Annotated in this window: 15 protein-coding genes and 2 rRNA genes; 16 read left to right on the top strand and 1 reads right to left on the bottom strand. The window is 33.9% G+C overall.

The features are described 5' to 3' along the window. The 15 genes from BMZ74_RS03390 to rnhA form a co-directional block, all read left to right on the top strand. Window positions 1-180: ribosomal RNA gene (locus BMZ74_RS03390) — 23S ribosomal RNA — on the top strand; the annotation flags it as partial. A gap of 34 nt (window positions 181-214) precedes the next feature. After that, window positions 215-331: ribosomal RNA gene (gene rrf / locus BMZ74_RS03395) — 5S ribosomal RNA — on the top strand. A 241-nt stretch (window positions 332-572) separates the two neighbouring features. Continuing rightward, a complete protein-coding gene (locus tag BMZ74_RS03400) occupies window positions 573-1,388 on the top strand; it encodes an MIP/aquaporin family protein (RefSeq protein ID WP_089859716.1) in 816 nt (271 codons plus the stop codon). 23 nt (window positions 1,389-1,411) lie between these two features. Further along, entirely contained in the window at window positions 1,412-2,908 is a 1,497-nt protein-coding gene (glpK, locus tag BMZ74_RS03405; protein ID WP_089859719.1) for a glycerol kinase GlpK, read from the top strand. A gap of 23 nt (window positions 2,909-2,931) precedes the next feature. Continuing rightward, the gene (locus tag BMZ74_RS03410) at window positions 2,932-4,407 is read left to right on the top strand and encodes an NAD(P)/FAD-dependent oxidoreductase (protein WP_089859721.1); all 1,476 of its coding nucleotides are present in this window, start codon (window positions 2,932-2,934) and stop codon (window positions 4,405-4,407) included. Further along, on the top strand, window positions 4,400-5,680 hold the full coding sequence (locus tag BMZ74_RS03415) for an NAD(P)/FAD-dependent oxidoreductase (protein WP_089859723.1): 1,281 nt from the start codon (window positions 4,400-4,402) through the stop codon (window positions 5,678-5,680). The genes BMZ74_RS03410 and BMZ74_RS03415 overlap by 8 nt, the downstream gene beginning before the upstream one ends. After that, a complete protein-coding gene (locus BMZ74_RS03420; protein WP_089859726.1) occupies window positions 5,681-6,055 on the top strand; it encodes a DUF1667 domain-containing protein in 375 nt (124 codons plus the stop codon). A gap of 252 nt (window positions 6,056-6,307) precedes the next feature. Next, window positions 6,308-8,353 (top strand): methyl-accepting chemotaxis protein, encoded by a 2,046-nt coding sequence (locus tag BMZ74_RS03425; protein WP_177181352.1) that lies wholly within the window; start codon window positions 6,308-6,310, stop codon window positions 8,351-8,353. Between the two features lie 67 nt (window positions 8,354-8,420). Then, window positions 8,421-8,993, top strand: coding sequence for a glycerol-3-phosphate responsive antiterminator (locus BMZ74_RS03430; RefSeq protein ID WP_089859732.1), 573 nt, complete (start codon window positions 8,421-8,423; stop codon window positions 8,991-8,993). Between the two features lie 17 nt (window positions 8,994-9,010). Next, on the top strand, window positions 9,011-10,003 hold the full coding sequence (gene dhaK, locus BMZ74_RS03435) for a dihydroxyacetone kinase subunit DhaK (RefSeq protein WP_089859735.1): 993 nt from the start codon (window positions 9,011-9,013) through the stop codon (window positions 10,001-10,003). A gap of 23 nt (window positions 10,004-10,026) precedes the next feature. Continuing rightward, window positions 10,027-10,644, top strand: coding sequence for a dihydroxyacetone kinase subunit DhaL (gene dhaL, locus BMZ74_RS03440; protein WP_089859738.1), 618 nt, complete (start codon window positions 10,027-10,029; stop codon window positions 10,642-10,644). A 100-nt stretch (window positions 10,645-10,744) separates the two neighbouring features. Continuing rightward, complete coding sequence (dhaM, locus tag BMZ74_RS03445; protein WP_089859741.1) at window positions 10,745-11,143, top strand: dihydroxyacetone kinase phosphoryl donor subunit DhaM; 399 nt, start codon at window positions 10,745-10,747, stop codon at window positions 11,141-11,143. Window positions 11,144-11,225: 82 nt separating this feature from the next. Next, complete coding sequence (locus BMZ74_RS03450; protein WP_177181353.1) at window positions 11,226-11,504, top strand: HPr family phosphocarrier protein; 279 nt, start codon at window positions 11,226-11,228, stop codon at window positions 11,502-11,504. Further along, a complete protein-coding gene (gene ptsP / locus BMZ74_RS03455; protein WP_089859746.1) occupies window positions 11,504-13,222 on the top strand; it encodes a phosphoenolpyruvate--protein phosphotransferase in 1,719 nt (572 codons plus the stop codon). The genes BMZ74_RS03450 and ptsP overlap by 1 nt, the downstream gene beginning before the upstream one ends. A gap of 130 nt (window positions 13,223-13,352) precedes the next feature. Further along, window positions 13,353-14,159, top strand: a complete 807-nt coding sequence (gene rnhA, locus BMZ74_RS14830; RefSeq protein WP_089859749.1) for a ribonuclease HI — start codon at window positions 13,353-13,355, stop codon at window positions 14,157-14,159. Here rnhA and BMZ74_RS03465 read toward each other — a convergent pair. Further along, entirely contained in the window at window positions 14,156-14,548 is a 393-nt protein-coding gene (locus BMZ74_RS03465; protein ID WP_089859752.1) for a Fur family transcriptional regulator, read from the bottom strand. The genes rnhA and BMZ74_RS03465 overlap by 4 nt on opposite strands. A gap of 158 nt (window positions 14,549-14,706) precedes the next feature. On the opposite strand from BMZ74_RS03465, the gene trpS reads away from it, so the two are divergent. After that, complete coding sequence (gene trpS / locus BMZ74_RS03470; protein WP_089859754.1) at window positions 14,707-15,720, top strand: tryptophan--tRNA ligase; 1,014 nt, start codon at window positions 14,707-14,709, stop codon at window positions 15,718-15,720. Window positions 15,721-15,781: the final 61 nt, after the last annotated feature.

Genomic DNA, 15,781 nt, shown 5'->3' on the forward strand with positions numbered 1-15,781 from the left:
AGCTAAGTGTGGAAAAGATAAGCGCTGAAAGCATCTAAGCGCGAAACAGACTTCAAGATAAGGTATCCCACTCTGTTAAGGAGTTAAGATCCCTTAAAGATGATAAGGTAGATAGGCCGGAGGTGTAAGTATAGTAATATATTGAGCTGACCGGTACTAATAGATCGAGGGCTTAATCATTTATTTCCTATATGTATCTTTGATTGTATAGCTTTCCGGTGGTAATAGCGGAGGGGCAACACTTGTTCCCATTTCGAACACAAAAGTTAAGTCCTCCAGCGCCTATGGTACTGCACTGGTAACGGTGTGGGAGAGTAGGTCACTGCCGGACCTTTTTTTGATTTAATATATCAAAATTTTTAAAAATATTTGACAATTGTTTTTGACTGTGTTAAAGTTTTATTATAGCAAAATAATTAATTAAGGTTGAGCCGAAGAGAAAACCTTATTGTGATTTAATGGGATAACTATGCCCAAATTACAATAAGGTTTTTTCTTTTGCCTAATTTATTTAGAAAGGAGGAATAAATAGTTTAACTATTATTATTAAAAAATTAAATGGGGGTAGTGAAATGAAAAATAATTTGTTTGGTGAGTGTATTTCAGAATTTATTGGGACTGCTATTTTATTATTTTTAGGTACAGGAGTTGTAGCTAATGTACAGCTACTAGATGCTAATATTACTTGGTGGGGTTTATCTTTACTCTGGGGGCTTGCAGTAGCAATGGCTGTTTATGTAACTGGTGGAGTTAGTGGAGCTCATATTAATCCAGCTGTAACTGTAGGACTAGCAGCAGTGGGAGATTTTCCCTGGTTTAAGGTTGTACCATATATAATTGCTCAGGTTTGTGGAGCTTTTTTAGGAGCTGCAATAACTTATTTTCTTTATGCAGAACAAATTGCTGAAAAAACAGCAGCTAATATGACTATTTTTCATACTATCGCGGTTTCAAATGTTTCAAATCCGAAAGCAATGTTGATTGAGTTAACTTTAACTGCTATGTTATTAATGGGCATTGTTGCTATGTCAGAACCATTAAATAGTTCAGCGCCTAAAGGGCTTGGTTCAGCTATTTCTGTGGGTTTACTTGTTGCAACTATTGGTGGAATTGGGGGTAAATTAACCGGTTTTGCAATTAATCCAGCGCGTGACTTTGGACCTAAACTTTTTACTGCTTTAGCTGGCTGGGGATCTACTCCGTTTACAGCACATAATTATTATTTCTGGGTACCAATTGTTGGTCCAATTTTAGGTGGGATTTTAGGTGCTTTTATTTACAAAAAATTTATTAGAGTTTATTTACCAGAATCTGTAAAAAAAGATAAAGTAAAAGAAGATTTGCTCACTGGTGATCTTAAAGCTAAACAGGAAACAACAGTTAATTAAAAATTATAAGTGGGGGAAATAAAATGGAAAAGTATATTTTAGCAATTGATCAGGGTACTACTAGTTCTCGGGCAATAATTTTTAATCATGATGGTGAAATTGTTAACTCTTCTCAGCGTGAATTTACTCAGCATTTTCCTAAACCAGGTTGGGTTGAACATGATCCTGATGAAATCTGGGGAACAACTTTAGGTGTTATGGCAGATGCCTTAGGTAGAAAAGATATTAAGCCAACTCAAATTGCAGCAATTGGAATTACTAATCAACGCGAAACTACAGTTGTTTGGGATGCAGAAACTGGCAAAGCAATTCACAATGCAATTGTCTGGCAGGATCGTAGAACAGCAGCAATTTGTGATCAGCTAAAAGCAGATGGATTAGAAGAAAAAATAAAAAATAAAACAGGTCTGGTTGTAGATGCTTATTTTTCTGGTACAAAAATAAAATGGTTGCTGGATAATGTCGATGGAGCTAGAGAAAAAGCAGAAGCCGGTAAACTAAGATTTGGTACAATTGATAGTTGGTTGATCTGGAAACTAACTGGTGGAGAAAAACATGTAACTGATTATACAAATGCTTCTCGTACTATGATTTATAATATATTTGACTTAGAATGGGACCAGGAGATGCTGGAAATACTTGATATACCAGCTTCAATGCTACCAGAAGTTAAGCAATCAAGCGAAATTTATGGAGAAACTGTAGAATATCATTTCTTCGGTCAAAACATTCCTATTGCTGGTATTGCAGGAGATCAGCAGGCTGCCACTTTTGGTCAGGTATGTTATGAAAAAGGAATGGCTAAAAACACCTATGGTACTGGCTGTTTTATGCTGATGAACACTGGTCAGGAAGCCGTTAAATCAGAAAATGGTCTGGTTACCACAATTGCTTATGGTTTAAATGGTGAAGTTAATTATGCACTGGAAGGTTCTATATTTATAGCTGGAGCGGCAATTCAGTGGTTGCGAGATGAAATGAAATTAATTGAAACAGCGCCTGAATCAGAAGAACATGCTAAAAAGGTTGCTGATACTGGTGGTGTTTACGTAGTTCCAGCATTTGCTGGTCTGGGTGCTCCTTACTGGGACATGTATGCTCGCGGTACAATTGTTGGTTTAACTAGAGGTACTTCTAAAGAACATATAATTAGAGCAACTTTAGAATCGATTGCTTATCAAAGTAGAGATGTTTTAGAAGCTATGGAAGCTGACTCAGGTATTGAATTGAAAAAAATGCGGGTTGATGGAGGAGCTGCTATGAATGATTTTCTAATGCAGTTTCAGGCAGATATTCTTGGCACAGAAGTTGAAAGACCTCAAATAAATGAAACAACTGCACTCGGAGCAGCTTATCTAGCTGGATTAGCTGTTGGCTATTGGAATAATAAAGAAGAATTGATTGAAAAATGGAAAAAAGACAAAGACTTTAAAGCTCAAATGCCAGCCGCAAAGAGAGAAAAATTATATAAAGGTTGGAAAAAAGCCGTAAGTAGATCAGAAGACTGGGCAGAAGAATAAATAAACGGAAGGGGCGCAGTTAATTGGCTAATAAATATGATGTAATTATAATTGGGGGTGGGATTTCTGGCTGTGCAGTAGCCTGGAAATTAGCCCATTATAATTTAAAAATCTTACTAGTTGAAAAAGAAGCAGATGTAGCAACTGGAACTACAAAGGCAAATACAGCGATTATTCATGCTGGTTATAATGCTGATCCGGATAAATTAAAAGGTAGACTGAATGTTAAGGGTAATGAACAAATTAAAGAAATCAGTAAAAAACTAAATGTCCCTTTTCGTGAAATAGGTTCATTAGTAGTAGGACTGCAAAATGATAATTTAAAAGTTATTGATCAATTATATGCTAAAGGCAAAGAAAATAAAGTAAAAAATATGAAAATAGTAGATCGTAAGTGGTTGAGAGAAAATGAACCAAATATTTCTCCAAAGGCAGTTAAGGCGCTCTGGGCGCCTACTGCCGGCATAATTACTCCCTGGGAATTTGCGCTTGCAATGGCCCAAAATGCTGTTGCTAATGGGGCGGAAGTTAAGTTAGAAACTGCTGTTTTAGATATAATTACTGATTCTGATCAGGTAAAAGGTGTGAAAACAAATCAAGGTGATTTTTATGCTGATTATGTAGTTAATGCTGCTGGACTTTATGCTGATGAAATTGCTCAATTGGTAGGAATTGAAAAAATAAAAATCACTCCTCGTAAAGGAGAATACTATATCTATGATCAGGCAAAAGATTTTGCAGTAAATCATGTTATTTTCCCAGTTCCAACCCCAATTAGTAAAGGGATAGTAGTAACTCCAACAGTTGAGAATAATTTATTGATTGGTCCTACTTCAGAAAAAGTAGCTAGTAAGCAAGATCTTGCAACAACTCGTTCAGGATTACTAGAAGTTATTTCCGGTGCTAAAAAATTGTATCCAGATTTAGATTTAAAAGATACAATTCGAGTCTTTGCTGGGTTGCGAGCAGCAGATGAAACAGAGGATTTTGTGATTGAAGCTGCTCCACATTTAAAAGGATTTATTAATGTAGCTGGAATTCAATCACCAGGACTCTCGTCTGCAACTGCTATTGCAGATTTTACTGTAGAGATTATGGAAGCTCAGGGACTAAAATTGAGTGAGAAAAAAGAAGTAATTGAAACAAGACCTGAACCAGTTAGATTTTACGAAATGACAAATCAGGCTAGAGCAAGTTTAATCAGTAAAAATAAAGATTATGGTCAGATAATCTGTCGCTGTGAAACAGTTTCTTATCAGGAAATTATTGATGCTATTCATGGCCCAGTAGGAGCTAGAACTGTTAATGCAGTTAAAAGAAGGACTCGCGCTGGTGCTGGTAGATGTCAGGGTGGTTTTTGTGGTCCCCGAGTGGTAGAAATAATAGCTCATGAATTAGGGATTGATCCAACTGAAGTTAAGCAGGAAGAAGCTAATTCTAATATCTTAGAATATAAGATTAAAGAACTGTTGGGAAAAAAGGTGATTGAAAATGCATAAACTGGAGAAGAAATTAGTTATAATCGGTGGAGGTCCTGCTGGATTAGCAGCTGCTAAAACTGCATTTGATAAAGGAATTACAGATATATTAATTTTAGAACGAGATTTTGAATTAGGTGGTATTTTACCCCAATGTATTCATAATGGTTTTGGTCTGCATCATTTTAAAGAAGAATTAACTGGACCAGAATATGCACAACGCTTTATTAATGATGTTGCTGAGCGAGCAATTGAGATTAAATTAAATACTATGGTATTAGATGTCAAAGAGAATAAAAAAGTTTATGCAGTAAATAAAACGGAAGGTTTTTTTGAAATTCAGGCAGCAGCAGTTATTCTGGCAATGGGTTGTAGAGAAAGAACTGCTGGTGCAATTGGAATTCCTGGTACTAGACCAGCTGGGGTTATTACAGCTGGAACAGCTCAACGTTATACGAATATTGAGGGGTACTTACCCGGTAAAGAAGTAGTTATACTTGGTTCAGGTGATATTGGGTTAATTATGGCCCGTCGTCTGAAATTAGAAGGAGCTAATGTTAAGGCAGTCTGTGAATTATTACCTTATACAGGTGGTTTAACAAGAAATGTAGTTCAGTGCCTAGAAGATTATGATATTCCATTATTACTTAATCATACTGTAACAGGAATTAAAGGAAATGGTAGGCTAAAAGCAGTAGAAATTTCTGAAGTAGATAAAAACTTAAAACCAATTCCAGATACAGCTAAAATTATTAAAGCTGATACTTTACTTTTATCAGTTGGTTTAATTCCTGAAAATGAACTTTCTAAAAAAGCCAATGTTGTTCTTGATCAAAGAACTGGTGGTCCCATTGTAAATGAAGGTAGAGAAACTAATATTCCAGGAATTTTTGCCTGTGGAAATGTGCTTCATGTACATGATCTGGTTGACTGGGTAACTGAGGAAGCTGAAATAGCAGCTAGTTGGGCAGTAAAATATATTAAAAAAGATTTCTTAAAAGAGACAGCAGCAATTAAAGTCAAAGCTGGCCAAAATGTTAGCTATGTAATTCCACAAAAAATAGAATTACAGGCAGACGATCGTAAAAAGATACCACTTTATATGAGAGTAAGTCAACCTTTAACAGCAGTTAATATTAATTTATTTGCAGATGGAGAAAAACTATATTCTTTTTCAGAACCATTTGCTAAGCCTGGTGAAATGATTAGTATTCCACTTGCTCAAAAAACTCTGGCCCAACATGAAAACTTGCAAGAAATAAGTGTTGAGATAGTTGAAAAGGAGGGAGAATAGATGATTGAAACTAAAACCTTAACCTGTGTTGCCTGTCCAAAAGGTTGTGAAGTTACTATAGAATATGAAGGTAATGAAATAATTGAGATTAAAGGCAATACCTGTCCTCAGGGTTCTGCATATGCCAGGGAAGAAATAGTTGCTCCGACTAGAATTCTCCCGACAACGGTAATAGTTAAAGCTGGTGCTTTACCACTAGTTCCTGTTAAAACAAGTAAAGCAATTCCGCTAGAAATAATTCCTGATGCTATGGAAATTATTGCTAAACTAGAAATTGAGGCGCCAGTAAAGATGGGTGATGTAATTTTAAAAAACATTTTAGAAACAGGAGCAGATGTAGTAGCAACTAGAAATTTGCCAGTGCTTAAAGCTTAATTTGTTTTAAAAAATAATTATTGTAAGTAAATTTTAACTCTTTTATATACCCGGCCAGAAAATATTTTCTGGCCGGGTATATAACAATAAATATTAATTTCTATTTTTTTGGACTAAAATTATTGAATTATTAAAAAAATAAGAAGGAATTTTACCCTTTAAACTAAAATATAATATGTAGGGGTAAAAAGTATTAGTAAATGAATTATATTTCAAAAGTAAAAGCAGACAAAAAAATAGGAGATGATATTATTGTTTAAAAACATGGATTTAAAGTGGAAAATTAGTATTATTTTAACTTTAATTGTAATAATTGTTATGGCAGCAGTTGCCTTTTTTACTTATGATTATACACAAGAAGTTATGTCTAATCAGATTGATCAAAGAATTAATTTGATCAGGGAAAATCAACGTCAGGAAATTTTGAGCCAGCTAACTAGACTTCAGAATAGAACAGAATATTTTGCTAGCTTTGAAGATGTTTATAATCTAGTTAATATGAGTACATATTATATAGAAGATGGCCAAATTATTGATCTTGCTGGAGGAGGCTGGATGAGTACTTTTACTAATAGAGCTAATCTATTAAAGGAAAATAATAGGATGTTTGCAGAAACACAATTTTCCTATGTTACTACTGCTGACGGTATGGTATTAGTTGATTCTAGAATTGAAAATGAAGATAATATATATGATTATTCAGGAGTAAAATTACCAGAAGATCAGTATAAAAATGTTTCAAGTGAGACAGTTCATATTATTGATGATAAACCCTTAGTCTTATTTTCAGCTCCAATTAATAAAGAAACAGAAACTGGTGAAGAAACTATTGGCTATTATGTAATGGCTACCAACCTTGATGTTTTCTATAGTGACACTCTTGAATCAATGGAAAATGTAGCTAACTTTAGATTAATAAATGGTGATGGTTTTATTTTAAGCAGTATTACTAAAAATGAAATGGGAACAAAGATTGAAGATAAATGGACCTTAGATAAAGTAAATCAACAGGTTAAATCTGATTCAATTGTAATTGACGATCAAACCGAATATTTTGATAGAATAAGTGATCGTTATAATATTTATATGGCAATTGATGTGCCACTTGCAGTTATAAATGGTCCAGTAAATAATATCAGAAATATTATTCTAGTTATTGCTTTAATTGGTGTAGTAATTCTTTTTCTGGCAAACTATATATTATTAAATTGGCAGTTAAAACCGCTTAATAAATTAATTGACTCTTTTGAGCAGCTAGCTGCTGGTAAATTAGGTGAAAACATTCTAATTACTAAGACTGTAGATAAAGATGATGAAATAGGTAAATTGAGTAAATCATTTAATAATATGGTTGGTCAATTTAAAGATGTAATTCAAAATATTAATCTTGCTTCTGATGAAGTGGAGGAGTCTTCTGGTCATTTAAAAGTGGTTTCAACTGAAGTAGGTAATGTTTCAACACAGGTCGCTCAATCTATTAACGAAGTTGCCTCTGGTGCTGATAATCAGGCAGCTAGTGTAGAAAATATTAATCATAGAATTCAATCTCTGGCAAAAGATATTGAAAAACTGAAAGATTCTAACCAGGAAGTTGAAACACTGGCAGATCAAATGGAAGATGCTGCTGCTGGTGGTAAAATTGAAATGGATAAAGTTAGTAAACAAATGCAAAAAATTAGAAATGCTATTCAGGAAGTTGCAGCTGGAATTTCTAATCTAGAATCAATATCTGATGAAATTGATGAAATATTAAATATCATTAATAATATTGCAGAACAGACTAATCTACTTGCTTTAAATGCTGCTATTGAAGCCGCTCGAGCTGGAGAAGCTGGCCGTGGTTTTAGTGTTGTGGCAGATGAGATTAGAGAGTTAGCTGAAGAATCAGTGAGTTCAGCGGGAGAAATTAGAAAGTTAGTTGAAGATGTTAAATCTGAAACTAAAACAGCAAGTGTCCGGATGACAGAAGGGATTAATGAAATTCAAAATGGAGAGGAAGTTGTTGGTAGTGCAGAAAATTCTTTTGCTGATATTGAGCAGAAAATTAAAAATGCTGCAGCAGGAATTGACTCTTCAATTAAAATTGTAGCAGATGTAGATCGTTATAGTGAAGAAATTGTGGGTGAGGTTAGTGAGATAGCCAGTATTTCTGAGCAGACTTCTGCTAATACTGAAGAAGTTGCTGCAGCCAGTGAAGAACAGAATGCTTCTATTGAAGAAATAATTTCTCTAGCTGACTCTCTCGCAGAAATGTCTGCTAACTTAAATTCTCTTGTTAATAAATTTGACTTAAATTAGATATTTACAATATTAACTCCTGGTTTCTATATTTATAGCAGCCAGGAGTTTATTAAGGAGGAGTTTATTGAGATATTTATTTCCTTATTTTAAAAAGTATCCTATTATTCCAGCTGTAAGAAAAATTAGTGATTTAGAAAAAGCAATGCAGATTGAAAAAGCTGTGCTAGTTTTTTTATTAGCTGGCTCAATTTTTGATCTTGAATTAGCCATGAATTTAGCTCATCAAAATGATAAGATTTTATTTGTAAATATTGATTTAGTAGATGGGATAGCTACTGATGAAAAAGGAATTGAGTATTTGGCAGAAAATGATCTTTGTGATGGAATTATTTCTACTAAAAGTCATTTGATAAAAATAGCAGATCGGACAGGATTAATGACGATTCAAAGAATTTTTTTGCTTGATTCTGATTCGCTTAAAAGTGCTCAAAAAATGTTAGGTAGTAAGTATATAGATGCGGTTGAAATTTTACCAGGAATAGCAGCACCATATTTTATTGAGATGCAAAAAAACTTAAAGATTGATTATCCAGTCATTGCTGGTGGTTTAATTAAGGAGCTTCAGGAAATAGAAAAACTTGTTAAAACAGGTGCTTTTGCAGTTTCGACAAGTAAGCAGGAACTCTGGAACTATTAAAAATGGAGGTATTCTAAATGAATAAAAAACTGATTAATAATCCTGACGATGTTGTAAGTGAATTAATTGAAGGATTAGTCCTGGCCAAAAGTGATAAGTTAGATAAGCTTGCTGATTATAATGTAGTGGTTAGAAAAGATGCTCCGGTTGAGAAAGTTGCACTTGTTAGTGGTGGAGGCAGTGGCCATGAACCAGCTCACGCTGGTTATGTTGGACCGGGTATGCTTGATGCTGCTGTAGCAGGTGATGTATTTACTTCTCCTACTCCGGATGCAATTTTTGAGGCAATTAAAGCTGTTGATAGTGGTAAAGGAGTATTATTAGTAATCAAAAATTATACTGGTGATGTAATGAATTTTGAAATGGCAGCAGAATTGGCTGAAGCAGAAGGAATAGAAGTTGAACAAGTAATCGTAAATGATGATGTTGCTGTTGAAGATAGTCTTTATACTACTGGTAGGCGAGGAGTTGCAGGTACAGTTTTTGTTCATAAAATTGCTGGAGCTAAAGCAGCTGCCGGAGCTGATCTAAAAGAAGTTAAAAGAACTGCAGAAAAAGTAATTGCTAATGTGAGGTCAAAAGGTGTAGCTATCAATCCTTGCCGGTTACCATCTGCTAAAGAAAGCACATTTAAATTAGCTGAAGATGAAATTGAAATGGGAATTGGGATTCATGGAGAACCCGGAACAGAAAGAACAAAAATTAAATCAGTTGATCAAATAGTAAGTGAACTTTTATCTGATATTATTGCTGATTTACCTTTTACTAAAGATGATAAAGTTGCTTTAATGGTTAATGGCATGGGAGGAACTCCACTGATGGAGCTTTATATTGCTACCAGAAAAGCAATTAATTTTTTAACTGAACAAGAAATAGATGTTGCTAAGACTTATACAGGAGAGTTTATGACTTCACTTGAAATGGAAGGGCTTTCGCTAACTTTACTAAAATTGGATAATGACTTAACTGAATTACTCAATGCTGAAACAGAAATAAACTTATTCAAATAATTTTTAACGAAGGTGAGGATAGCATGACTAATAAGTTAAAAAATGCATTTTTAAAAACTGCTGATGTACTAGTTGAAAACAAAGATTATTTAACAGAACTTGATTCTGCAATTGGTGACGGTGATCATGGTATTAATATGGCAAGAGGTTTTACAAAATTAGCAGAAAAATTATCAAATAATAGTTATAATAGCAATTCAGAATTATTTAAAACAGTTGCGATGACTTTAATTTCAAGTGTAGGAGGGGCTTCTGGTCCGCTCTATGGAACTGCTTTTTTAAATATTAGTAAAGTTATTACTGATCAAAAAGCTGAATTAGATAATTTGATAGCAATTGGGGAGGAAGCAGTTGCAGGTGTTCAAAAAAGAGGTAGAGCAGAAGCTGGCGAGAAAACTATGCTTGATACCCTTATACCAGCGGTTGATTCATTAAAAGAAAGTCATCAGCAAGGACTTGATATGCAGACTGCTTTAGTAAATTGTCAAGCAGCTGCAAAATTAGGTATGAAGAATACAATTGAAATGCAGGCAACTAAAGGTAGAGCAAGTTATTTAGGGGAAAGAAGTATTGGGCATCAAGATCCCGGAGCTACCTCAAGCTATTTGATTATTAAAACATTTATTGACCAGTTTGCCTAAATATTTAAATTAATTAGATTAGATTCTTAGTTAAACTTAGAACAAAATTGTACTATATTTTTAATAAAAAAATTAATAATTTTAATTGAGGTGATCTATAATGGTAAGTATTTTAATCATTTCACATAGTGAAAAAATTGCTTTAGGAACCAAAGAACTAGCTGAGCAGATGAAACAGGCCGAACTTGATATCAAGGCAGTTGGCGGGACTAGTGATGGTAGTCTTGGTACTGATACAGAAGAAATAGAAGCTGCTCTCCAACAGATAGATAAAAGTGAGGGAGTGATAGTTTTAGCTGATCTGGGCAGTGCAGTTATGAGCTTTGAAATGATTTATGAATCTTTAGAGCCGGATATACAAGCTAAGATTAAATTAGCTAACGCTCCTTTGGTAGAAGGAGCTATTTTAGCTACAGTTGAATCAAGTTTAGGTAAAAATATGACAGAAATTCTTGCTACAATTGAGAAAAAATCAATAATTGAAAAAAATAATTTATAAAAAAAGATGAAATTATCGTAACATTTATGTTAAAATATATAAATGAGTGATATTTTAAAAAATAATTGAAAGGATGATCAGATTGGTAGAAGAGAAAAAGGTTGTAATCACAAATAAGACCGGTCTGCATGCCCGGCCTGCAGCTCAGTTTGTTCAGAAGGCAGGAAAATTTGATTCAAAAATAGAAATTATTTTTGAAGAAAAAGAAGTTAATGCAAAGAGTATTATGGGTGTAATGAGTCTTGGTGTTGGTAAAGGTAATGAAATTACTGTTAGAGCTGATGGAGAAGATGCTCAAGAGGCAATAAAAGAATTAGTAGAGTTTATTGAAGTTGAAATGGCCAAGGAGGATGAAGAGTAGTGATTTTAATTGAAGGAATCGCTGCTTCACCAGGGATTGCAATTGGAAAAACTTTACTAAAAAAAGAAGAAAATATAGAGATAAATAAAGAAAATATAACTGAAAATGAAATAGAGAATGAACTAGAGAAACTTCATTCTGCGTTAGATGATGCAAAAGAATCCTTAGAGGAATTAAGGCAAGATACTGCAGAAAAATTGGGTGATGAGAAGGCAGAAATTTTTGCTGCTCACTTAATGATTTTAGATGATCCAGAAGTTATACCAGCCTTTGAAAATAAGATCAAAGATGATAAGTTGAATGCTGCTGCTGCTGTTAAATCTGTAGTAGATCAATATGCAGCAATGTTTGCTGCTATGGATGATGAGTATCTGCGGGAAAGAGGATCTGATATTAAAGATGTTGGCATGAGAGTAATTAAAAATTTACTTGGTGTTAATACTATTTCAGATCAAATAGAAGATAATGTAGTAATTATTGCAGAAGATTTAACTCCTTCTGATACAGCTCAACTAGATACTGATAAAGTTCTGGCTTTTTTAACTAAAGAAGGTTCAAGAACTTCTCATTCTGCTATTATGGCCCGTTCACTTGGTATTCCAGCTGTTGTTGGTTTGGGAACAGAATTGCTTGAAAAAGCAGAGAATGGGATTGAAATAATAGTAGATGGTAATAGTGGCAAAATTTATTTTGAGCCTGATCAAACTACTTTAGATGATTATAAGGTTAAGCTTGCTGATTATGAAGCAGAACTTGAACGGTTATTGAGTTATAAAGATCAAAAAGCAGCCAGTAAAGATGGCTATGAAGTTGAAGTAGTTGGTAACATGGGTAATTTGGCTGATGTAGATCCCATTCTGGAAAATGGTGGTGAAGGTGTTGGTCTTTTCAGAAGTGAATTTCTTTATATGGATCGTGATCAGTTACCAACTGAAGAAGAACAATTTGAAGTTTATAAAGAAGTAGCAGAAAAAATGGGTGAAAGGCCTGTTGTTATTAGAACACTTGATGTTGGGGGAGATAAGGATATTCCTTACCTTGATTTTCCAGCTGAGATGAATCCCTTTTTGGGTTATCGTGCTATTCGAGTTTGTCTGGAAAGAGATGATATATTCAAACCACAATTACGGGCCTTACTTAGGGCAAGTAATTATGGTAATCTAAAAATCATGTTTCCGATGATTTCTTCAGTCAGAGAGCTTTTAGCTGCTAAGTCTAAACTTGCTGAAGTTAAAACTGAACTTGAAAAAGAAGGTCATAAATTCAATCAGAATATAGAAGTTGGTATGATGATTGAAATTCCAGCTGCTGTAATGATAGCAGATCATTTAGCAAAAGAAGTTGATTTCTTTAGCATTGGAACTAATGATTTGATTCAGTACACTGTAGCTGTTGATAGAACAAATGAAAAAATTGCTAAAATGCATACTCCTTATCATCCTGCTGTATTACGATTAATTAAACAGACAATTTCAGCTGCTCATGAAGCTGGTATCTGGGTAGGAATGTGTGGAGAAGCTGCTGGGGATGAACTACTATTGCCATTTTTACTTGGGGCTGGTCTTGATGAGTTTAGTATGAGTGCCGTTTCAATTTTAAAGATCAAAGAAATTCTTTCTCAGTGGGAAAAATCTGAAGCTGAATCTGAAGTTGCAGAAATTTTAGCTTTAAGTACAGTGGCAGAGGTTAAGGATTATTTAACTAAATTAAAAAAGTAAGCATAATCAAATAACAGTATGATGATTACTTTAAATTACTAAATAAATTTAAAGTTAATATTTTTATTAATCCGGATAGTCGGAAACTGCTATCCGGATTTTATCAATCTAAAGTTGATGAGGTGCTTTTATGTCAGAGAAAAAAGAAAAGTTTAATCAGTTTAGACAGAAGATGAATCAAGTTATTTTAAAGCAAGGTGATTTAAATACTAAACGATTTTTTAATCTTGATCAGCGAGTTTATGAAGATGGTAAGTTAAGTAAATCAACTAAGGAATTACTTGGTCTGACCGCTTCTTTAGTTTTACGCTGTGATGATTGCATTAGCTATCATATTCTTGAAGCCTGGGAGTCAGGTTGGTCTAAGGAGGAGCTTTATGAAGCAATGAATATTGCTTTAATAGTAGGGGGATCAATTGTAATACCTCACTTAAGAAGAGCAGCTGAATTACTTGAAGAATTAGATCAACAAGTTGAATCTAATACTGATTTACAGAGCTTTAAAAAATTTAAAGTTTATACAGACGGATCCTGTCTTGGTAATCCTGGACCCGGTGGCTATGCTGCTTATATAATTTTTAATAATGGAGAACAAGAAAAAGTAGTGAGTGGGGCTTTGAAAGATACAACCAATAATCAGATGGAGTTAAAAGCTGTGATAGAAGCACTTAAAGTACTGCCAGTTGATTCTGAAATTGAGTTGTACAGTGATTCTGCTTATGTTTTAAATGGTTTATCAAAATGGTTAAATAGCTGGAAAAATAATAATTGGCTGACAGCTGCTAAAAAAGAAGTTGCTAATAAAGAATTATGGCAGGAGTTAGATCACCTTGCTGGCAGTTTTAAGCTTAGCTACCAGAAGGTTAAAGGCCATAGTGGTGATCACTATAATGAAAAAGCAGATAAATTGGCTCAAAAAAAAGCAGCAGAAATTTAATTTTTCTGCTGACATTCTGGACAAATTCCATGAAATTCAAGGCGATGTGAATTAGCAATGAATCCAGTTTCAGAATTTATCTTTTTATTTAAATTTAAACCAAAGTCAAGCTCAAGGTCATAAACTCGACCACATTTTTCACAGCGAAAATGATAATGTTGTTCAGGATTGCCATCATAACGACTGTGGTTACTTCCATAATCAAGAACTTTGATTTTTCCACTTTCAGCTAATACATTTAAGTTTCGATAAACAGTACCCAGACTAATATTAGGTATTTCTGCTCTAACTTTTTCATAAATCCAGTCAGCTGTTGGATGAATTTTGGTATTTTTTAATATTTTTAAGATTGCTTTGCGTTGTTTAGTCATGCGTGTTTTTTTTGCCATAACGGCCTCCTTTTATTATTGATAATCATTATTAGTCTTATAAATTAATATTAGCAGAAATTGCTGCTGAATTCAAGTCTAATCTAATAATAACTAATAAAGTAACAATAGTTGTAGTTGAGTTGAGTATAGAAATTAGAAAATGAAGGGTGATTATTTTGTCAACAGAGTCAAAAAATGAGCAAAAAAGAATTTTAACTGGAGATAGACCAACTGGTAAATTACATTTAGGTCATTATGTAGGTAGTCTTCAGAATAGAGTTGAGTTACAGGATAAATATGAAACATTTTTAATTATAGCTGATGTTCAGGCCCTGACAACCAATTTTGATCGTCCAGAACAGTTGAGTAATGATGTGAGACAGGTTGCAAGGGATTATTTAGCAGCAGGAATTGATCCTGAGAAAACAACTATTTTTGTCCAATCAATGGTTCCAGAGATTGCTGAATTAACTATCTTCTATTCAATGATTATTACAGTCAATCAGTTGCGACATAACCCGACTATTAAATCAGAAGCTGAACAGTATGGATATCGAGAAATGACATATGGATTTTTGGGTTATCCAGTTAGCCAGGCAGCAGATATTACTTTTTGCCGAGCTAATTTAGTACCGGTGGGAGAAGATCAGATCCCTCACATTGAACAAACAAGAAAAATTGTACGTAAGTTTAATAATATGTATGGTGATATTTTTCCAGAGCCAGAAGCATTAATTAGTAAATTTCCGCGTTTAATGGGACTTGATGGGAAAAGTAAAATGAGTAAAAGTCTAAATAATGCTATTTTTCTTAGTGATTCGGCAGAAGAAGTAACAGAAAAAATAAGACAGGCTAAAACAGATCCAGCTAGAATTCATAAAGATGATCCCGGCCATCCAGAGGTATGCACTGTCTATCATTATCATCAGGCATTTAATCAGTCTGCTGCAGCAGAGATTGCCAGCCAATGTCGAGCAGGTAAAATTGGTTGTGTAGGCTGTAAAAAATTATTGGCTGAAAAATTGAACGAATTCTTAGCACCTATGCATAATAGAAGAGAAAAATATCTTGCTAAGCCAGAATTAGTTGATCAAATACTGCTAGCAGGTACTGAAAAAGCTCGACAGGAAGCAGCTAAAACAATGGCTAAAGTTAGGTCTGCTATGAAAATAAACTATTTTACCAGTTGAAAAATAAATTAATTAAATTTGTAAAGATTAGTTGAAAATTGGATCAAAGAGAGGTGAGTTT

The organism is Halanaerobium salsuginis (genome assembly GCF_900114545.1).
Lineage (GTDB): Bacteria > Bacillota > Halanaerobiia > Halanaerobiales > Halanaerobiaceae > Halanaerobium > Halanaerobium salsuginis.

Bases quoted from the DNA above. Each gene is read 5' to 3' on its own strand.
- BMZ74_RS03400 (WP_089859716.1), top strand. From the start codon at position 573: ATGAAAAATAATTTGTTTGGTGAGTGTATTTCAGAATTTATTGGGACT.
- glpK (WP_089859719.1), top strand. From the start codon at position 1,412: ATGGAAAAGTATATTTTAGCAATTGATCAGGGTACTACTAGTTCTCGG.
- BMZ74_RS03415 (WP_089859723.1), top strand. From the start codon at position 4,400: ATGCATAAACTGGAGAAGAAATTAGTTATAATCGGTGGAGGTCCTGCT.
- BMZ74_RS03420 (WP_089859726.1), top strand. From the start codon at position 5,681: ATGATTGAAACTAAAACCTTAACCTGTGTTGCCTGTCCAAAAGGTTGT.
- dhaK (WP_089859735.1), top strand. From the start codon at position 9,011: ATGAATAAAAAACTGATTAATAATCCTGACGATGTTGTAAGTGAATTA.
- dhaL (WP_089859738.1), top strand. From the start codon at position 10,027: ATGACTAATAAGTTAAAAAATGCATTTTTAAAAACTGCTGATGTACTA.
- dhaM (WP_089859741.1), top strand. From the start codon at position 10,745: ATGGTAAGTATTTTAATCATTTCACATAGTGAAAAAATTGCTTTAGGA.
- rnhA (WP_089859749.1), top strand. From the start codon at position 13,353: ATGTCAGAGAAAAAAGAAAAGTTTAATCAGTTTAGACAGAAGATGAAT.
- BMZ74_RS03465 (WP_089859752.1), bottom strand. From the start codon at position 14,548: ATGGCAAAAAAAACACGCATGACTAAACAACGCAAAGCAATCTTAAAA.